Source organism: Algihabitans sp. (genome assembly GCF_965226985.1).
In the GTDB taxonomy this organism is placed as follows: domain Bacteria; phylum Pseudomonadota; class Alphaproteobacteria; order Kiloniellales; family DSM-21159; genus Algihabitans.
Map to the genome: position 1 here is coordinate 3,753,227 of NZ_OZ245712.1, position 18,842 is coordinate 3,772,068.

At 64.0% G+C, this 18,842-nt stretch carries 20 protein-coding genes; 5 read left to right on the plus strand and 15 right to left on the minus strand.

The annotated features are described in order from the left end of the window. Both ACO054_RS17160 and ACO054_RS17165 read right to left on the minus strand, forming a co-directional pair. Positions 1 to 894 carry a hypothetical protein gene (locus ACO054_RS17160; protein WP_421707804.1) on the minus strand — a complete coding sequence of 298 codons (894 nt, stop codon included), beginning with the start codon at positions 892 to 894 and terminating at the stop codon, positions 1 to 3. Between the two features lie 207 nt (positions 895 to 1,101). Continuing rightward, on the minus strand, positions 1,102 to 2,217 hold the full coding sequence (locus tag ACO054_RS17165) for a TAXI family TRAP transporter solute-binding subunit (RefSeq protein WP_421707805.1): 1,116 nt from the start codon (positions 2,215 to 2,217) through the stop codon (positions 1,102 to 1,104). 164 nt (positions 2,218 to 2,381) lie between these two features. Here ACO054_RS17165 and ACO054_RS17170 point away from each other — a divergent pair, with 164 nt between their 5' ends. Continuing rightward, positions 2,382 to 3,905: an AMP-binding protein gene (locus tag ACO054_RS17170; protein ID WP_421707806.1), complete on the plus strand. Its 1,524-nt coding sequence runs from the start codon at positions 2,382 to 2,384 to the stop codon at positions 3,903 to 3,905. A gap of 30 nt (positions 3,906 to 3,935) precedes the next feature. On the opposite strand, the gene ACO054_RS17175 is transcribed toward ACO054_RS17170, so the two are convergent. The 7 genes from ACO054_RS17175 to cysE all read right to left on the minus strand — a co-directional run bounded on the left by ACO054_RS17175 (position 3,936) and on the right by cysE (position 9,306). Beyond that, positions 3,936 to 4,295: an HPF/RaiA family ribosome-associated protein gene (locus ACO054_RS17175; protein WP_421707807.1), complete on the minus strand. Its 360-nt coding sequence runs from the start codon at positions 4,293 to 4,295 to the stop codon at positions 3,936 to 3,938. Positions 4,296 to 4,453: 158 nt separating this feature from the next. Continuing rightward, the gene (gene tenA, locus ACO054_RS17180) at positions 4,454 to 5,146 is read right to left on the minus strand and encodes a thiaminase II (RefSeq protein ID WP_421707808.1); all 693 of its coding nucleotides are present in this window, start codon (positions 5,144 to 5,146) and stop codon (positions 4,454 to 4,456) included. Positions 5,147 to 5,157: 11 nt separating this feature from the next. Next, positions 5,158 to 5,490: a ferredoxin family 2Fe-2S iron-sulfur cluster binding protein gene (locus tag ACO054_RS17185; protein WP_421707809.1), complete on the minus strand. Its 333-nt coding sequence runs from the start codon at positions 5,488 to 5,490 to the stop codon at positions 5,158 to 5,160. Positions 5,491 to 5,591: 101 nt separating this feature from the next. Beyond that, a complete protein-coding gene (locus ACO054_RS17190; protein WP_421707810.1) occupies positions 5,592 to 6,788 on the minus strand; it encodes a cysteine desulfurase family protein in 1,197 nt (398 codons plus the stop codon). Next, a complete protein-coding gene (locus ACO054_RS17195; protein ID WP_421707811.1) occupies positions 6,785 to 7,927 on the minus strand; it encodes a cysteine desulfurase family protein in 1,143 nt (380 codons plus the stop codon). Before ACO054_RS17195 ends, ACO054_RS17190 begins: the two co-directional genes overlap by 4 nt. A 63-nt stretch (positions 7,928 to 7,990) precedes the next feature. Continuing rightward, a complete protein-coding gene (locus ACO054_RS17200; protein ID WP_421707812.1) occupies positions 7,991 to 8,464 on the minus strand; it encodes an Rrf2 family transcriptional regulator in 474 nt (157 codons plus the stop codon). A 50-nt stretch (positions 8,465 to 8,514) separates the two neighbouring features. After that, on the minus strand, positions 8,515 to 9,306 hold the full coding sequence (gene cysE / locus ACO054_RS17205; RefSeq protein WP_421707813.1) for a serine O-acetyltransferase: 792 nt from the start codon (positions 9,304 to 9,306) through the stop codon (positions 8,515 to 8,517). 238 nt (positions 9,307 to 9,544) lie between these two features. Between cysE and ACO054_RS17210 the strand changes: the two genes are divergently transcribed. Continuing rightward, the gene (locus ACO054_RS17210; RefSeq protein WP_421707814.1) at positions 9,545 to 10,210 is read left to right on the plus strand and encodes an alpha/beta hydrolase; all 666 of its coding nucleotides are present in this window, start codon (positions 9,545 to 9,547) and stop codon (positions 10,208 to 10,210) included. 21 nt (positions 10,211 to 10,231) lie between these two features. On the opposite strand, the gene ACO054_RS17215 is transcribed toward ACO054_RS17210, so the two are convergent. Both ACO054_RS17215 and ACO054_RS17220 read right to left on the minus strand, forming a co-directional pair. Continuing rightward, positions 10,232 to 10,777, minus strand: coding sequence for a PAS domain-containing protein (locus ACO054_RS17215; protein ID WP_421707815.1), 546 nt, complete (start codon positions 10,775 to 10,777; stop codon positions 10,232 to 10,234). 66 nt (positions 10,778 to 10,843) lie between these two features. After that, entirely contained in the window at positions 10,844 to 11,944 is a 1,101-nt protein-coding gene (locus tag ACO054_RS17220; RefSeq protein WP_421707816.1) for an anhydro-N-acetylmuramic acid kinase, read from the minus strand. A gap of 137 nt (positions 11,945 to 12,081) precedes the next feature. On the opposite strand from ACO054_RS17220, the gene tyrS reads away from it, so the two are divergent. After that, on the plus strand, positions 12,082 to 13,329 hold the full coding sequence (gene tyrS, locus ACO054_RS17225) for a tyrosine--tRNA ligase (RefSeq protein ID WP_421707817.1): 1,248 nt from the start codon (positions 12,082 to 12,084) through the stop codon (positions 13,327 to 13,329). Positions 13,330 to 13,505: 176 nt separating this feature from the next. Next, complete coding sequence (lpdA, locus tag ACO054_RS17230; protein ID WP_421707818.1) at positions 13,506 to 14,924, plus strand: dihydrolipoyl dehydrogenase; 1,419 nt, start codon at positions 13,506 to 13,508, stop codon at positions 14,922 to 14,924. A gap of 51 nt (positions 14,925 to 14,975) precedes the next feature. Here the strand turns inward: lpdA and ACO054_RS17235 are convergent, their stop codons facing one another. The 4 genes from ACO054_RS17235 to ACO054_RS17250 all read right to left on the minus strand — a co-directional run bounded on the left by ACO054_RS17235 (position 14,976) and on the right by ACO054_RS17250 (position 18,015). After that, positions 14,976 to 15,800 carry a hypothetical protein gene (locus ACO054_RS17235; protein ID WP_421707819.1) on the minus strand — a complete coding sequence of 275 codons (825 nt, stop codon included), beginning with the start codon at positions 15,798 to 15,800 and terminating at the stop codon, positions 14,976 to 14,978. A gap of 121 nt (positions 15,801 to 15,921) precedes the next feature. Continuing rightward, entirely contained in the window at positions 15,922 to 16,419 is a 498-nt protein-coding gene (locus ACO054_RS17240) for a CarD family transcriptional regulator (RefSeq protein WP_421707820.1), read from the minus strand. Between the two features lie 684 nt (positions 16,420 to 17,103). Further along, complete coding sequence (gene fdxA, locus ACO054_RS17245; protein ID WP_421707821.1) at positions 17,104 to 17,442, minus strand: ferredoxin FdxA; 339 nt, start codon at positions 17,440 to 17,442, stop codon at positions 17,104 to 17,106. 102 nt (positions 17,443 to 17,544) lie between these two features. Then, positions 17,545 to 18,015 carry a TerB family tellurite resistance protein gene (locus ACO054_RS17250; RefSeq protein WP_421707822.1) on the minus strand — a complete coding sequence of 157 codons (471 nt, stop codon included), beginning with the start codon at positions 18,013 to 18,015 and terminating at the stop codon, positions 17,545 to 17,547. Between the two features lie 88 nt (positions 18,016 to 18,103). On the opposite strand from ACO054_RS17250, the gene ACO054_RS17255 reads away from it, so the two are divergent. Continuing rightward, positions 18,104 to 18,784, plus strand: a complete 681-nt coding sequence (locus ACO054_RS17255) for a DUF938 domain-containing protein (RefSeq protein WP_421707823.1) — start codon at positions 18,104 to 18,106, stop codon at positions 18,782 to 18,784. Positions 18,785 to 18,842 lie beyond the last annotated feature (58 nt).

The following is an 18,842-nucleotide window of genomic DNA, read 5'->3' on the forward strand; positions in this document are numbered from 1 at the left end:
TCACGCAGCCGGGCTGTGGCGTCCGCCGCGCTTGGCCCCGAGACGGCGAACCAGCTTTCCGGAGAAGGCGCCGGTGATCCGGTCCTTAAGCGAGCGCTCGACGGGAAAGAACCCCTCGCCGTTCAGCTGGTAGCACTCGGCGAGAAAATTGACGTAGCGCCGCGGGAAGCTGGTTCCGCTGCGCGGCGACACCCCATGCAGGCTGTCGGGCGTGTTCAGCCACATGACGAAAGTGTTTGGGCGATAGGGGATTTCGGTCACCCGTTCGACGGAGCTGTCCTGAATGTTGTAGTGGCGGTCAAAAACGCGCCGACGGCCCCGATACCGATAGAAGCCGAGATCACCGCCTGGCGCCACATCCTGCGGATGGCGAAAGTAGAGCAGCCCGGCAAACAGCTTGTAGGGCTTGTCGAGATGGGGGCCGCGCACGCTGCTTTGCGCGGTGACGGGACTGTTGACCCCGAACTGGACATCCAGCAGAGCGTCGGCCGCGCCCTCCCCAGCGCCGGCGAGGCCAGCCTTGTCGGGTCGCACAGCCGTGGTCAGGGCGTCCAGCGGCTTTCCGAGAGTCCGCTCGATGTCCGGATAAACCCGACGAATTGCGGGCTGCCAGAAAGCTAGGCACTCCTGGAAGAACGTCTCTGACGTGTGGTAGGCGAAGAAGTCCCGCCAGATCGAGGGTATCTCAGGGTTTTCCAACACCTCGACAGCATTCAGCAGATAGGCCTTGTTGCTCTCGAGCGCCCGCTCCTTACGGACCGTGTCGAAGTCCGGGTAGCAGGCCGCCAGTTCCGCGTAGTAGCCCGGCTCGAGAGCATCCGTGACGATCAGGTGAGGAAAGGGATCGTAGAGAATCTCGAAACCGGAACGCCCGGAAAGAATGCTCGCACCCACGATGATTGCCTCCGGCAAAGACGCTTGTGAACCTCGACTTTGACGGTTGTAGAGTAGATCGCAGCACCAAGGAAAGCTTCGGCTGTGCAAGTCCGGACCGACGGCACAGACCGCCGATCGTGGATGGTTGTCGAAGGGCGGCGTCCAGCGGCCGGACTGAGGCGAGGGACGTAGGGGTTAAACCGTGTCGATCACTGGAACACGCCGCTACTCGATCTCACCGAAGCCTTCGCCGTCCGGTTGCGGAGCGACATCGAGTTCGGATGTCGATGGCTCTTCGATCGAATCGTACTCTTCATCGATGAAGGTGACGCCGCGCTGCTCGTAGTACGCGAGTGCGCCGGGATGAAGCGGTACGCCCAGACTGTTCAGCGCCGAATCGAGTTCGATCAGTTTGCCCTTGGGATGACCGGTGTCGAGCAGTCGGCGCGAAGCCGGATGCCACAGAGCTGCTGTGATCGCAGTGACCAGCTCGTCGGGCAGGTCCGCCGACACGAGCCACTGGGCACCGACGCTGAGCGTCCGGGTCGCGGCGATGCCTCGGTAGGTGCCGGCCTGGATCGTCGTATGGCTGAAGAAGGGCCAGCTCTGCTCGATCTCGCTCGCCTCCTCACCGGCGATCGGCACAAGCTGGAGAGCCGTGGTTTCCGCGAGGCCGGCAATCGCGGCTGTCGGTGTCCCGGCAACCAGGAAAAGCCCGTCCAGCTCTCCCTTGCGGATCAACTCGACGGCCTGACCGGCCGCCAGGTAGCGGGCCTCGAGATCCTCGACCTCGAGGCCATAGGCCGCAAGCACCAGACGCGTGTCGACCAGAGTGCCGGATCCCTCCCGATCGACCGAGATCCGTTTCCCCTTCAGATCGGCGACCGAACGGATGCCCGCGTCGGCCCGGACCACCAACTGAATGGCCTCGGGGTAGAGATTGGCGAGCGTGCGCAACTTGGTGATCGGCTCCTGTCCCTCGAAGACCGCCTCCCCCTGGAACGCCCAGTAGGCCACATCGGCCTGGCAGAGCCCGGATTCCAGGCGGCCCCCATCAATGGCCGCGACGTTGGCCACCGAGCCTTCCGTCGATTGCGCGACGGCGATCAGTCCGGGTACCCCGCAACTGCCGCCCCTATCGCATCCACGGCTGCCGGGCGGGTTCGAGATCACGCTGGCCAGCAAGCTGCCGATCGGGAAATAGGTGCCGCCGGTCGAACCGGTTCCGATACGAAAGAACTGCACTTGATCGGCGCGCGCGCGGCCGGACACGACCGGCACCGGCGACAACAGCGCGGCAGCGGTAAGTCGCTGGAGCAAAGCTCTGCGCGTCAAGGGCATGAAGACGTTTGGCCTTTCGCTACTCTGCGGCCTCAGCCGGGATTATGGCGCGCTGCAATGCAAAATGAAACGGCCATGCCCTTGCACGACCGACCTTTTCTCGCAAAGAATGCGCGTCCGAAGATTGAGACAAGCTTTACGATGGTACGCGCCGTGGCCGGGAAATGAACCTCGCTCACCTTCTCGTGCGCGCTGCCCGCGGGGGCGAAGATCGCCCGGCCGTCGCCCATGGGTCCGGCATCGTCGCCACCTACGGCAGCCTTGCCAGACGCGCCGCCTGTCTTGCTGCGAGCCTGCGCGGCAGCTTCGGTCTCAATCCCGGCGACCGCGTTGCCATCGCGATGAAGAACTGTCCCGAGTACCTGGAGGTGCTCTACGGCTGCTGGTGGGCCGGCTTGGTGCCGGTGCCGATGAATGCCAAGCTGCATCCCAAGGAGTTCGCCTTCATGTTAGGCCACTCCGATGCCCGCCTCTGCTTCGTCACTGCCGACCTGTCGGCCGGTATCCAAGGCGAGAGCGCGGACCTGGGCGACCTGCTGGAGGTGATCGAGGTCGGTAGCTCTTCCTACCGAAGACTCCTGCGAGACGATCCGATGGCGCCGGCCGAGTGCGCCCTGGACGATCTCGCTTGGCTTTTCTTTACGAGCGGCACGACCGGTCGGCCGAAGGGGGCGATGATCACCCATCGCAATCTTTGGACCATGACGTCCTGCTACTTCCCGAACGTGGACGCGGTCGCACCGGGAGACGCCATCGTCTACGCCGCCCCCATGAGTCACGGCGCCGGCCTGTACAGTCTGCCCTACATGGCGCAGGCGGCGCTGCACGTCGTTCCGGAGTCGGGTGCGTTCGATCCCACCGAGTTCATTGGACTGATGGGCATACATCAGGGCCTCGGGGCTTTCTTCGCCCCTACGATGATCAAGCGTCTGATCAAGCATCCGAGCGCCGGTTCGGCCCCGATCGAAAACTTCAACACCTTGGTCTACGGCGGCGGGCCCATGTATCTGGCGGACCTCAAACAGGCTCTCAAGGTCTTCGGGAACCGTTTCGTTCAGATCTACGGTCAAGGCGAAAGCCCGATGTGCATCACCTCGCTCACCCGCGCGCTGCACGCCGAAAGCGATCATCCGGCCTATGAGGCCCGCCTCTCCTCGGTCGGCCGTGCCCAGATGCTGGTCGAGCTTCGGGTGGCCGACGAAGAGGATCGCAGCTTGCCGAACGGGGAGGTCGGCGAGGTTCTCGTACGCGGACCCTCGGTGATCCCCGGTTACTGGAAGGATGAAAGCGCAACGGCCCGGACTCTGCGGAACGGCTGGCTGCACACCGGGGATATCGGCAGCCTGGACGAGCAGGGGTTCCTGACCCTCAAGGACCGCTCGAAGGACGTCATCATCTCCGGCGGGACCAACATCTACCCGCGCGAAGTGGAGGAGACCCTGCTGCGGCATCCCGATGTCGCCGAGGTCTCCGTGATCGGTCGTCCGCATCCCGAATGGGGCGAGGAAGTGGTCGCCGTCGTGGTGCCGCGAAGCCGCGAGCCACTGAGCGAAGAGGGGCTGGACCGCTTCTGTCTCGAGCACATCGCGCGCTTCAAACGCCCGAAACACTATTGCTTCGTCGAGACCTTGCCGAAGAACAACTACGGCAAGGTCCTCAAGACAGACCTGCGCGCGCTCATCCTATAACGAGAGCAGGACGCTTGGATTGGCAGCGTTTCAGGACCCGGCTTGGCTGTGGGTCTTCACGTCGCCGCGCAAGCGCCGCGCATAGTCCTCGAGCTGGCGAGCGGCGGCCTTGAAGGCATCCTTGATCGCGACGTTGACGTCGCTGTGGCGCGGATCGTCGGAGTGCGAGCGGGTCACATCGATGGTCTGGCCGGGCGGCACCGTCAGGTGGATGCCGATGCGGTAGAGGTTGCCCTTGCTGTGCTGCTTATGTGGTGCCTCGACCACCACGCGGCAGGAGCTGATGTGGCTGAAGAAGCGTTCGAGCTTCTGTGTCTCCTGACGCACACGGGCTTCGACCGCGTCCGAATGGTCCAGATCCTTGAAGGCGATTTCGAGAGGAACTTGCATGGTTTTCCACCCCACTGTTCTACCGAGGGCGTTGTCCGGCGGTAGCTATGATCCTGCCACCGCGGCGGCGCGATCCAGCGCCGACGCAAATCATGACAGTGTCCGCACGACTTGGCAAAAGCGAGCGCATAAAAAGCCCTGGCGCAACGGGTCACGTCTCACGCGGCCGAAAGGCCCATGTCCCAAAAACCGATCTCAAGTCGACACGCCGTCTCGAAAAGCTGCTGAAGCTGGGGCCATCGCGGATTACTCGCAAGATCGCCGCTCACCCCCCTGGCCTTCGCAACCCGCTCCAACTGTTGTCGGCAGAGCTCCGCACCTTCCTGAAATTCGCTGCCGCTGTAGAGTTCGATCCAGTCGCGGTAGGGATTGCCCTCAAGGCGCGTCGCGGGATCGTCCGCCAGTCGCCGTCCGATCTCGGCATATCCGAGACTGCAGGGGCTGAGGGCCACCAGCAGATCGAGCAAGTCTCCGCTGAGACCCGCATCCATCACGAAGCGCGTGTAAAGGCGGTTGGCGTCCGCCTCGGGCGTGCGCAACAGGTCCGTCTCGCTCACCCCCCAACGCTCGCAGTAGCTGACATGTAAGGCCAGTTCGTGATTGAGCAGCAGATCCACCGTGGCGGCGGCCTGGCGCAGGTCGGTCACCTCCTGCGACTTCACGACGGCCAGAGCCCAGGCCCGGCTGTAGTGCAGCAGGAACAGATAGTCCTGCGCCAGATAGTGCCGAAAACAGGCCTCCGGCAGCTCACCTCGCCCCAACTGCCGCACGAAGGGATGCGCGACATAGCCCTCCCAGGACGCAGGTGCGCCGGCTTTCAGGCTCTCGTAGACGGACGGAAGGCTGGACACGGGGCGTCGCCCTATTCGAGCAGCATATTGCGGGTTTCACCCGGCAACTTGACGGTCAGGCCGTCGAGCTCCTCGGTGAGGATGATCTGGCAGCCCAGGCGGGAGGTCTTCGTCAGACCGAAGGCCAGATCGAGCATGTCTTCCTCGTCTTCGCTGGCCTCTTCAAGACGAGCATACCAGGCGTCGTCGATGACCACATGACAGGTCGAGCAGGCCAGGGAGCCCTCGCAGGCACCTTCGATATCGATGTCGTTCCGGTGTGCGATTTCCAGAACGGACAGGCCGGAGGGCGCATCCACCGTTTTCGCACTGCCGTTCCGCTCGATGAACGTCATCTTCGGCATCGGGATCCTCGGATCTCTTCTTCGTTGTTTCGAGTTCGGCGCTGGATGTAGCGAATGAGGGCGTCGATTGCCAGACACCTGAACCAGACAGCTGAAAAGCCCTATTCCGCTGCGGCCGCTTGCGCCCGCGTCGCGATCACGGCGGCGGCCAGCAATTCGGCGCCCCGTATCGCCTCCTCGGTCGTGGTCATGCGCCCGAAAGCGATCCGCAGGGAGCAGGCCGCCTCTTCGTCGCTCAGCCCCAGGGCGCGCAGAACGTAGGACGGCTCGACAGCCGCGGAACTGCAGGCGCTGCCGGTCGAGATCGCGAGACCGCCGGCGGCGTCGATCACCTTGTGAGCGGGGGCATCGGGGAAACGGAGGTTGAGGTTGCCCGGGACTCGCGCCTCCAGGCTGCCGTTGATCGTCACGGGGCCCAGCTTCGTCTCGATCCTGTCGAGAAAGATCTGGCGCAAGCCGGCGAGGCGCGCCGACTCCTCAGCCATTTCGTCCGTGGCGAGACGGCAAGCCAGTCCCAGGCCGACGCAGAGGGGCGTCGGCAAGGTTCCGCTCCGCAGACCCCGCTCCTGCCCGCCACCGTCGAACAGCGGCTCCAGTCGCACGCGCGGCCGGCGGCGGACGTAAAGAGCACCGACGCCCTTTGGACCGTAAAGCTTGTGACCCGACAGACTGAGCAGGTCGATACCCAGAGTGCCAACGTCCAAGGGGATCTTGCCGACCGCCTGAGCAGCGTCGACATGCAGCCAGGCACCGGCGGCCCGCACCTGCTCGGCGATCGCCGCAATCGGCTGGATCACCCCAACCTCGTTGTTGACGCCCATGACCGAAACGATCGCCGTACGCTCATCGAGCGCCGCGCGCATCCGCTCGAGATCGACGAGACCGTCCGAACGGACCGGCAGAATGGTGACCTCGAACCCGTCTTTCGCCAAGGCCCGCGCCGACTCTAGAACACACTTGTGCTCCGTCGCCAACGTGACCACGCCGTTGCGACCTTCATGAGTCCTGCGAAAGCGCGCCGCCCCCTTGATCGCCAGGTTGTTCGACTCGGTCGCGCCGGAGGTGAAGACGATCTCGCGCGCGTCGGCCTTCAGGCTCGCGGCAACCTCCTTGCGCGCCTGCTCGACAGCGTCTTCCGCCTGCCAGCCGTAAGCGTGCGCATCGCTGTGGGGGTTTCCGAACCGTTCGGTGAACCATGGCAGCATGGCCTCGACGACGCGCCGATCCGTCGGCGTGGTCGCCTGATAGTCCAGGTAGATGCCGCCCTGAGGCCGGCCGCTGGGATGCTCTTTGCTCATGCCGTGACCGTGCTTTCCGGCAGCGCTGGAGCGCTCGATCCGCTGGTTTGCGCTCCCTTAGTCTGCATCAGGGGCCGCCAGGCTTCCAGGAAACGCGCATAGTCGGCTGCGCCGCTGGCCCATCCGGTCGAGACGCGCAGGGCCGCCTGGGTTTCCTCCGGCGAAGCACCCATCGCAGCGAGAACATGGGAAGGCGCCACCTTGCCGGACGAGCAGGCCGAGCCGGAGGAGACCGCCACACCGGCCAAATCGAGCGCCATGAGCTGTCGCTCGGCTGTGAGACCAGGAAGTGCCAGGCAGGTGGTGTTCGGCAGGCGCTGCGCCGCCGCGCCGAAGATCACGACCGAAGGCGCCAGAGCCCGCAGCTCCGCCTCGAAGGCGTCGCGCCGTACCGCCAGATAAGACAGCTCGCCGGCAGCCGCCGCTGCAGCCCCGAAGCCGGCAATGGCCGCCACGTTTTCGGTGCCGGCCCGCCGCCCGCGCTCCTGGCCGCCGCCGCGAAGCAAGGGCTGCAAGGCCACGTCGTCGGCAACGATCAGAGCGCCGATCCCCTGCGGCCCCCCGAGCTTGTGCGCGGAGAGGCTCATGAGATCGACACCTAGCAGGGCGAAGTCCACCGGGATCTTGCCGACGGCCTGAACGGCGTCGCAATGCACCACCGCGCCGAACTCGCGCGCCAGCGCCGCAGCTTCCGCGACGGGCTGAATGACGCCTGTCTCGTTGTTCGCGAGCTGCAACGAAACAATCGCAGGGCCCGTTTCGGCCGCGAGCAGACTGGCCAGTTTGGCCAAGCTGACCAAACCATCCCGCCGCAAGGGGAGGCGGACAGCCTCCACCGGGGCCTGGAGTACTGAGGCATGCTCACCGGCAGAGACCAGGACCCGTGATCGAGCGCAGCCACGCAGCGCCAGAGTGTTGGCTTCGGTTCCGCCGGAGGTGAAGACGACCTGCTGAGGTCGCGCGCCGACCAAGGCCGCCACCGCCTCGCGAGCATCCTCGACGATCCGGCGGGCGCGCCGCCCGAAGGCGTGCGGAGAGGAGGCGTTGCCGGTCGCCTCCAAGGCCTTTGTCATGGCGGCGAGCGCCTCCGGCCGAAGCGGGGCCGTTGCGTTGTAGTCGAGATAGACCGGCTCGTTCATGGCACTCTCACCAGGGCACGCGGACGAGATACTTCCGTAGAGCCCGTCCGCAGCGGAGTTCCGCTACTGCGCGGCCATCGGCGTGTGGAGCTGCTCCTCGGCTTGGATCAGGCCGCTGGTGCCGAGGACCCGCCGGTTGACGACATCCGCGACACTGACGGAAGAAAGATAGAGATAGATCTGGTTGCCCAGTTCTTCCCACAGATCGTGGGTCATACAGCGGGTCTGGTTGGAGCGGCAACCGAAGGGCTGGCCGGGCATGCAGCGCGTGGCCCGGATCGGCTCGTCGACCGCCAGGATGATATCGGCGATCCGTGTCGCCTCGGCCTCGCGCGCCAGCAGATAACCGCCGCCGGGACCACGGACCGACTTCACAAGGCCGCCGCGGCGCAGCTTGGCGAAAAGCTGCTCCAGATAGGACAAAGAGATCTCCTGGCGCTCGGCGATGTCTGCGAGAGAGACAGGACGACCCTTCCCGTTGGCGGTCAGGTCGCACATTGCCATGACGGCGTACCGGCCTTTTGTCGAAAGCTTCATCAGTTCTGACCTCTCATCTCTCCGGGAGCGTCTTCATGTGATGCTGCGCCTTAGCAGGGAGATTTTCCCTTTTCGGCAGCCCCGTCTCCGTTGGCTTCGGTCTTATGGTTCGCCGGAACGCCTTCAGAGTCGGATTCTTCGGCGTCGGCGCTTGGACCGAGCCTGTTTTCGAGATCGCGGACCTGCGCCCGCAGGCTGTGCACCTCGCTAAGTAAACCATCGAGAGCCCGAGCAACGGGGTCGGGTATATCGCCAGTCGGTGTCCCGTAAGCCAGGAAGCGGGCATCCTGCTCCTCCCGGCGCGCCGTCTGGTCGCCGACCGCGCGCGCAGGCACGCCAACCACCGTCGTTCCGACAGCGACATCTTTTGTTACAACCGCATTGGCACCGACACGCGCACAGCGGGAAACGGTTATGGGGCCCAGAACCTGAGCGCCCGATCCGACGATGACATCGTTCTGCAGGGTCGGGTGACGCTTCTGGTTGCGCTGACTGTCGCTATCGATCGAGGGCGCGACGCCACCCAGGGTGACATCGTGGTAAAGCGTAACATCGTCGCCGATTTCCGCCGTTTCGCCGATCACGACACCCATTCCGTGATCGATGAAAAGGCGTCGTCCTATGGTGGCGCCGGGGTGAATTTCGATCCCCGTCAGCAGGCGGCCGAGTTGGGAAACAAAACGCCCCAGCAAATGAAAACCGCGACGCCAGAACGCGTTTGCAAGGCGGTAGATCAGGAGAGCCTGGAAACCAGGGTAGCAAAGTGCCACTTCCAGCCGCGACCGTGCAGCCGGGTCGCGTGCCATCGTAGCGTCAATGTCCTCGCGGAGTGTCTTGAACATGGCTCTACCCGCCGGTATGGTCCGCGGCCCTTACGTCAAGGCAGTCTGCAGGGGGCCCGGTCTGCAGGTGATGTCGGATCCCATAATATGGTTGTCCGACTCGTGCGGTCAACTATTCGCACCCTCTACATCTGCCCCTCTGGGGCATAACAGAGGTAACACCGGTGAAAAGATGATGCGTTTCGCCCTGGTCCGGTCGGGCAAACGATAGCGTCAGAGGATTCAGGAAAGCTCAAGCATGCCCGAGGTTATTTTCAACGGTCCCGAAGGCCGCCTGGAGGGGCGCTATCAGCATGGCAAAGGCCCCACCGCGCCGATTGCCCTGCTGCTGCACCCGCACCCTCAGCATGGCGGCACGATGAACAACAAGGTGGTTTACGGGCTGTATCAGGTTTTTGCGCAGCGCGGTTTCTCCGTCCTGCGCTTCAACTTTCGCGGTGTCGGACGCAGCCAGGGCGTGTTCGACCGAGGCGAAGGGGAGCTGTCGGACGCCGCCAGCGCGCTCGATTGGCTGCAGAGCTACAACGAAAACGCCCGGGCTTGTTGGATCGCCGGCTTTTCCTTCGGGGCCTGGATCGGCATGCAGCTGCTGATGCGACGGCCGGAGATCAGCGGCTTCATCTCTGTGGCGCCGCCCGCCAACCTCTACGACTTCTCCTTCCTGGCTCCCTGCCCCTCGTCCGGTCTCGTTGTCCAGGGCAAGTCCGACGAGATCGTACCCGAGGCGTCGGTCAAGAAGCTGATCGACAAATTGCAGAACCAGCGCGACATCGAGATCGAGTATGCCTCGGTCGAGGGCGCCAACCACTTTTTCGCCACGCAGCTGGATCAGCTGTCGCTCTCCGTGCACGATTACCTAGACCGACACACCGACACACAGCAGGCGGGGAAGAAGGCCAGCTAGCGTTTAGCCGGTCGGGGCGGGTCACCGGAAGTGCAGGACCGCGAGCAACCTCACGACCTTCGCGGGGCCGGCGGCTGCGTTTTCATCCGCAGTCACCTCCACGCCACCTAGCGGGCAGACCAAGGCCACGTACCGCTTGTAGTTCCGGTTCGACCAAGTCAGCGGAACCTCGGCGATGTAGGGCCGGCCACGTTTTACGGCCTGCGTGAAGCGCGCGGCCACGGGCTCCGACCCCGGTACCTCCTCGCCATAGCGGCCTGTGGGATCGAAGCCCGCCTGCTCGACGGCATGGGTTCCGGCCAGGCGCACCCTGAAACGCAGGTCGCCGGAACGGCCGGGCTCGACGTCGACAAGGAAGAGGTAGCCCAGAGCCCGGCGTGGGAGATCCAAGGGATCGACCTCCTGCGCCAAAGGCATCGGACGGCCGGCGGCGAGGTTGTGCCAATAGACGAAAACCTCCGCAAGCAGCGGATCCTCGACCTCCTCGACCCGCGCGATTTCACGCACGCAGTCTTCCGGAAGTTCGTCGACAACTTCATAGGCATGCATGCCAACCTCCCCTGACATCTGCCCGTCAACCTCCCTCGCAGCCCCGTATACGGGCGTATGCATCAACACCAAGCAGCCGTAGACCTAGGGCAGATGCAATCGTCCTCCAGTGGTCGGCACGGGGACCCCCGTAGTGGTAGGCAGGGACAGCGGCAAACCGGCACGGCTGCGCAGAGCCAGATAGGCGAAAGCCTGAGCTTCCAAGGCGTCGCCGTCCCAGCCGATCGCCTCCAAACTGTCTACTGGGGCACCGAGCCGCGCCCGTAGCGCCATCATCACCGCCGGATTCTTGCGCCCGCCCCCGGTGACCAACCAGCGGCGCGGCGGCGCAGGCAAGAGGGGCAGCGCGGCGGCCACGCTGGCCGCCGTGAACTCGGTTAAGGTCGCCGCCCCGTCGCTGACCGACAGACCTGCGGTCGGCGTCGGGTCGAAGGCGTCCCGGTCGAGGGACTTGGGCGCCTGTCGAGCGAAGTAAGGATCGTCCAGCAGCTTGGCGACGGCTGTCGCATCGGCCGTGCCGGAAAGCGCCAGCCCGCCGTCGAGATCGCAGGCCAGTCCCGCGTGGCTTGCGCACCAGTCGTCGATCAGCGCGTTCCCCGGTCCGGTGTCGAACGCGATCGGCGGCTGGCCCGCCGGGCCGATCCAGGTGACGTTGCCCACACCCCCGAGATTCAGCACTGCGACCGGCCGCTCGCTCGGATCCGGCAGGGCCGAGTCGATTAGGGCCCGGTGGAACAGCGGCGCCAAGGGGGCACCTTCGCCACCTGCCGCCATGTCGGCGCTGCGGAAGTCGTTGACCACCGGAATACCCAGGCGTCTGGCCAGCAGCACACCGTCGCCGATTTGCAAGGTTCGACCGAGGTCCGGCGCATGCAACAGGGTTTGACCGTGAAAGCCGACCACGGCGACCTCGTCCGCGGCGAGGCTTGCACGCGCGAGCAGACCGCTGACGGCCTCGGCGTGGCGTTCGGTCAACTCTTGTTCGATCGAGGCGACTTCTCCCGACAGGTCAGGGTCAATCGCGCGAGCGCCGAGCAGAGCGCGCAAGCGTGCGCGAAATCTCGATCCGTAGGGATGGCTCTCGAAAACGATGGGCCGAACCTCGGCCTCTCCATCGCTCTCGATCAAAGCTGCGTCGATACCATCGAGGGAGGTGCCGCTCATCAGACCAACGGCGAGAGGCATAGGACCAGGACTCCGGATCTTCCGAGCGGACATTGAGAGGACTTTGCGAGTGTGCTAAGCGAGCGCCCTTCTGGCAACCGGCTTGCCGCTCGCCCGACATCTTCGCTCCATGAGCCGCTACAGGCGAACACAGACCCATGACCGCTCTTCGTTCCGAGTTTCTGCGGACCTTGCAGGCACGCGGCTACATCCATCAATGCACAGACCTGCAGGGCCTCGACGCCCTCGCGGAGAAGGGCGGAGTGACGGCCTACGTCGGCTACGACGCCACGGCCGACTCCCTGCATGTCGGTCATCTCGTGTCGATCATGATGCTGCGTCGGCTTCAGCTTTCCGGCGGCCGGCCTGTTGTCCTGATGGGCGGTGGTACGACGAAGGTCGGCGATCCCTCCGGAAAGGACGAAACGCGCCAACTGCTGAGCGACGATCAGATCGCGGACAACATCGCGGAGATCCGCCGCAGCTTTCAGAACTTCGTCGACTTCGGGTCCGAAAAGGCCATCCAGGTCAACAATGCCGACTGGCTCGATGCCCTGCAGTACATTCCCTTGCTGCGCGACGTCGGTCGCCATTTCACCATAAACCGCATGCTAACCTTCGACTCCGTGCGCCTGCGATTGGAACGCGAGCAGCCGCTTACCTTCCTCGAATTCAACTACATGATCCTCCAGGCTTACGATTTCCTGGAATTGTCCCGCCGCCACGACTGCCGGCTGCAGATGGGCGGCTCGGACCAATGGGGGAACATCGTTAACGGCATCGAGTTGGGCCGGCGCGTCGATGGTACCGAGCTGTTCGGCTTGACGACGCCGCTGATCACCACCGCCTCCGGCCAGAAGATGGGAAAGACAGCCTCCGGCGCGGTCTGGCTGTCGCCCAAACGTCTCAGCCACTACGACTACTATCAGTACTGGCGCAACAGCGATGACGCCGATGTCGCGCGTTTCCTGAAGCTTTTCACAGACCTGCCGCTGCCGGAGATCGCGCGGCTGGAGGCGCTCGAAGGCCGAGAGGTGAACGAAGCGAAGAAGATCCTGGCTTTCGAAGCGACCAAGCTATGTCGCGGAGACGCTGCTGCGCAGGAAGCTGCGGAGACCGCACGGCGCACCTTCGAGGAAGGCGCAGTGGATGCTCAACTCCCAACGCTGGAGGTGCCGAACGAGCGTCTGGAGGCGGGGATCCCTCTCTATCTGCTTCTGGCGGAAGCCGGTCTCTGCGCCAGCAACGGCGAGGCACGGCGCCTGATCAAGGGCGGCGGCGCACGCGTCAACGACGAAAAGATCGAGGACGAGACGGCCTCCGTCACCTCCAGCCGGCTGCTTTCCGAAGGCGTGATCAAGATCTCGGCCGGTCGCAAGAAACACGCGTTGATTCGGCCGCGGTAACGAGCCGACGCTGACCGGCCTTCTGCCGACGGAGGTGGGCGGACTCGCCGCCTTGCCGCTGCACCGGCTTTGCGGCATGGTGCGGCGCGTCTCAAACGGTGTGGCGCGCTATATCCCCATACCGGCAGTTACCGACACCGCCAGTCACAGATACTGCCAGTCACAGAGGACATTCCATGAGCGACGAGTCCGGCTCCTTCGACTACGACGTTATCGTCATCGGTGCGGGGCCGGGCGGTTACGTCTGCGCCATTCGGGCCGCGCAGCTGGGACTGAAGACCGCCTGTGTTGAAGCGCGCGAAACGCTGGGCGGAACCTGTCTGAACGTCGGCTGTATTCCGTCGAAGGCGCTTCTGCAGGCAAGCGAGAAGTTCGAGGAGGCAAACCACGCCCTGTCGGACTTCGGCGTCGAGGTCGGCCGCGTGAAGTTGAATCTGCCGGCCATGCTCGGTCACAAGGACAAGGTGGTCGAAGCCAACGTCAAAGGCGTCGAATTCCTCTTCAAGAAGAACAAGGTCGATTGGCTCAAGGGCCACGGCAGCCTGCAGGGCGGTGGGCGCGTCGAGGTGAAAGGTGCGAAAAGCGCCAAGACCTACAGCGCCAAACACATCGTGATCGCCAGCGGCTCGACCCACGTCGACCTGCCGGGCCTGACGGTCGACGAAAAGCAGATCGTCAGCTCGACCGGCGCGCTCGACCTGCCCAAGGTCCCCAAGCACTTGGTTGTGGTCGGCGGCGGCTACATCGGCCTGGAGATGGGCTCGGTCTGGCTGCGGCTCGGCGCGAAGGTGACGGTCGTGGAGTTCCTCGACCGTATCGTCCCGACCATGGACGGCGAGATCGGCAAGCAGTTCCAGCGGATCCTCGGCAAGCAGGGCATGACCTTCAAGCTCGGCACGAAAGTCATCGGAGCGAAGACCGGCAAGCAGGGCGTCACGCTGACGGTGGAGCCGGCGAAGGGTGGCGACCCGGAAGAGATCAAGGCCGATGCCGTATTGGTGGCGATCGGCCGCAAACCCTTTACCGAGGGACTGGGGCTAGCGGCCGCCGGCGTCGAAACCGACGACCGCGGGCGCATCGTGACCGACAAGCACTTCAAGACCTCGGCGGAGGGTGTTTACGCCATCGGCGATGCAATCGTGGGGCCCATGCTGGCCCACAAGGCCGAGGAAGAGGGCGTCGCGGTGGCGGAGAGCCTCGCCGGTCTGCCCGGACATGTGAACTACGAAACGGTACCGGGCATCGTCTACACGTGGCCTGAAGTCGCGAGCGTGGGACCGACGGAAGAGGAACTCAAAGCCAACAGCGTCGACTACAGGGTTGGCAAATTTCCCTTTACGGCCAATGGCCGGGCGCGCGCGGCCGGCTCTACCGACGGTTTCGTGAAAATCATCGCCGACAAGCGGAGCGACCGCATCCTCGCCGCCCATATCATCGGTCCCGAGGCCGGCACCCTGATTCACGAAGTGGTGGTGGCGATGGAGTTCGGCGGGTCGGCGGAAGATCTTGCCCGCTCTTTCCACGGTCATCCGACGCTCAACGAAGCGGTGAAGGAAGCCGCCTTGGCCGTGGACGGCCGGCCGATCCACATCTAACGCCGCCCCGAATCTAACAGCGCCGGTTCGGACCTGGAGCGTTAAAGCGACTCAGGCTTCAATACGGTCGACCAGTCGGCCGTCGAGGTCGAAACAGGCTGCCGCCAGAGGGCCGCCGAAGCCGCACCCGGCATCGATCGTAACGGTATGGTCGGTTTCGACGATGCCCGGCGCATCTGCCTCGCGCCCCGGCGCGAAGCCCCGCACGACCCGTGCGAAGTGACCGTAGGGCGCACTCAAACGTCCGAAACCGCCCGAGGACCACCAGAAGGAATCGCGCTGGGCCTCCAGAGGACGCGTCGGATCCAGGCCGGCGTTCACCAGCAGCAAATGGTCCTGATCCCGCTCGTCGCCGGCAACGCAGGCTCGGCGGAGCGCCGTCATGAAGGCCACATGCCCATCGCGGTTCTGCATGGATCTGCGCAAGTCTTGCGTCCAGCGGGTCAAACCGACCGCGCCGCCGCGCACACGCTGCAGGGCTTCCTCGGCCGAACTCCCATAAGCTTTCAGCGTCGCGCCGACGCCTTGCGCGAGCATCCAGTCGAGAACACCGCGAGGATCTGTGGCGAACTGCAACTGCAGCAACTTCTGCCACATCTCCTCCTGGCCTCCGCGCAGGAAGATCACATGCGGCGCCTCTGCCGGTTCCCGGGCCATGACGCCGCAGCGGAAGGCCAACAGCTCGTTGAGCGTCCCTTCCACATCGGGCCCGCGACCCAAGATGTTCCCGAGGTAAACCAGACGATCGCCCGTCTCCAGCCTGGGCCAGAGAGCGTCGTGAAGCGCCTCCAGGCGCTGCCGTTCACCGTGGATCGACCCGACCGCCCAGATACGCCGGGCGGCGCTCAGGACAGCAAACTTTTCCTGATCGCTCATGGCGCAGATGATCCGCTGGCCGGCGATGCGTCACTGAGTCTCGCGCGGCGTGGAGGCCAAGATATGGAGATAAGGAACCGCGGCCGCCGCACATCGGCGGCCGCGACGGTAGACTGGAGGGCTAGGCCGCTTTCAGAAGCTTTTCCAGCTTATCGGCTGCAGCCTGCTCATCGATCGCTTCCAGGGCCGCCAGCTCCCGCGCGAGGCGGTCGAGCGCAGCCTGGTACATCTGCCGCTCGGAAAACGACTGGTCGGGTTGATCGTCGGCGCGATGCAAATCGCGCACGACCTCGGCAATCGAAACCGGATCGCCGGAGTTGATCTTGGCTTCGTATTCCTGAGCCCGCCGGCTCCACATGGTTTTCTTCGCGCGGCTGCGCCCCTTCAAAGCGGCGAGCGCGGAATCCATCATCTTGCGGGACGACAGGCGGCGCAGACCCGACTGCTGTGCCTTTCCGACGGGCACCCGCAGGGTCATGCGGTCTTTCTCGAACTTAATCACGATCAGGTCGATCGTTTCTCCCGAAATCTCGTGAGTTTCTATCCCCAAAACCTTGCCCACGCCGTGCGTCGGATAGACCACGTAATCGCCGGCGGTGAACTCGATCTTCTTGACCATGATAGGACTTGAGCTCCATCGTTCTGGCGTACCTCGACCATGATCGTCCGGTGGGCTTCGACACCAGCTCAAGCAAGCCTTGCGGCTTTACCAAGCCCTGCCCGAACCGGCGCCGACGATCGGCCTTTCGGCCGACTTGCTCGTCGTACTCGGAGAAGCGGCCGCCAACTACGCAGCTCGCCGATCCCCAGACACCATGCGCCACTTCGTTTGCCGACATCATTTGGCGCCGCAGGACGCCTTTCCGCGGTCGCTATACGAATTCGACAGCCCTTTCACTAACGGACCGCGCAGTTGCGCGAACGAACCTGTAGCAAATCGCCGAGGCAATCTGCGCTTCAGGCCCACCGATAGCGACGATGCCGGCTTCCAGCTTCCTGCCGTACAGTTCTTCGCGGCGGCACCACGCTTAAGGGCGGGGCTTTCGTCGCGTTAACTGCCGAAGACCGGCCTCGGTTTCCCCAAGACGTTGCGACGCAGCTCCGACTTTTTCGAACTTTCAGAACGGGCCATGTCACAAAACTACTATACTACAGACGACCCTTCGAAACAACCGCCGCAGCGCAACATGGAACAAGTCGGGAAGCTCTCAAGGCAGCCCCGTCAAGTTACGGCGAGGGAAAAATCACCGCCAGCAACTCTAGGTTTTTGAGCTCTTGCGGACTCCGTCACTAAAGCGATCAATCAGTCGCCCTGTCCTGGGCTGTCTGAAAAGTACTTGTCGTACTTGTTTTCTTCGTCTCGATGCGCCTCAGCATCCGCCGGCGCATCTTTCTTACGCGTAATGTTTGGCCAGCTTTCCGAAAAGTCCTTATTCAGCGAGAGCCAGCGGTCGGCCTGAGAGTCGGTGTCGGGCAGGATGGCCTCAGGCGGACACTCCGGCTCGCAGACGCCGCAGTCGATGCATTCGTCAGGGTGAATCACCAGCATAATGTCACCCTCATAGAAGCAATCGACGGGGCAGACCTCGACGCAGTCGGTGTACTTGCACTTTATGCAGGCTTCGGTGACGACGTAGGTCATCGTGCTTGTCTTCTCCTCATGGCGGAAGGCCGCGCGCCCCGCACAAATTCTCGACCCCTGGCGATTCCTTCGCGTCGCGCAGCCGCGCGGCGACGGAGGGGATTACCCCTCCAAGCCCAGTTTGGCCAGTGCACGTTTGCGCGCCTGACCGCTTTCCTGGTCGGTCACGTGGATCAGCGCCGCCAGACGGCGCAGCAGATTGGCCTCATAATCGTGAAGCACGCCGTCGGCGTAGACCACTTCCCACAGCATCCCCAACAACTCGATCCGTTCTTCGTGATCGAACCGGTCTTTCACCGTTCGAACGGACGAGAACAGCTCGACACTTTCGGCCACCTTTTCCTCGGCCAGTTCGACCAAACGGCGCGCATCCGAAGGCTCCATTTCGAAGCGATCCGAAAGCAGTTGCTGAATCGTCGCCCTCTCGTCTGCATCGAAGCTGTCGTCCATGCAGGCCGCCTCGACAAGCAAGGCGGCCGCAGCCAATTGCAGCTCGTCTTGACTGTGCCGTGTACCCTCCGCCGGCGCCCCACCGCGGTCGACGAAAAACGTCCGGATGCGATCCATCAACATGCCTAGCTGCCTATCACTGCCTTCCGCCAAGGGGCAACCCTTGGCAAACTGCGGCTTTCCAAAGCCTCTTTCTAGGGAGTCGCCAACCGTGAACCAAGATGCCTCGCGCCGAACGGCCAACACTTTCGCATTGTTGCCGGAAGACGAGGCAACCTCTGCACGACGCCATGCGCCGGCGACCGCGCGGAACAGGGAACCGATTCTGGAGATCCTGCGTCCCCTGGTCGCAAGGCTTCCGAACGGCGCAACTCTTCTGGAGGTCGCCAGTGGAACCGGGGAACACGCCTTGTTCTTCGCACGCGCCTTGCCGCAGCTTGTCTGGCAGCCAAGTGAACCGGATCCGGATCTGCGCGCAAGTATCCTCGCGCATCGCGCCACGGAAGGTCGCGATCTCGACAATCTGCGGCCGCCGCTGGACCTGGACGTTATGCGCTCGCCTTGGCCGATCTCCGGCGCGGACGCCCTGCTCTGCGTGAACATGATTCACATCGCACCCTGGTCTTGCTGCGAAGCCCTTGTGAAAGGCGCCGCCGGCCTCCTACCCGCCGGAGCGCCACTGGTTCTCTACGGCCCCTTTCGCCGCGGGGGCGATCACACGGCGCCCAGCAACGCGGATTTCGACGCGTCCTTGAAAGCGCGCAATCCCGCCTGGGGCATTCGCGACCTGGAACAGGTCGTCGAGGTTGCCGAGACCGCGGGTTTCGGCCTCACGGAGGTGCGGGAACTACCGGCGAACAACCTGGCAGTCATCTTCCATCGCCGTTTTTAAGCAAACGATTAAAGGTATACGAAAGGCATTTGCACCGAATTGGCGTTGATTTACGAGA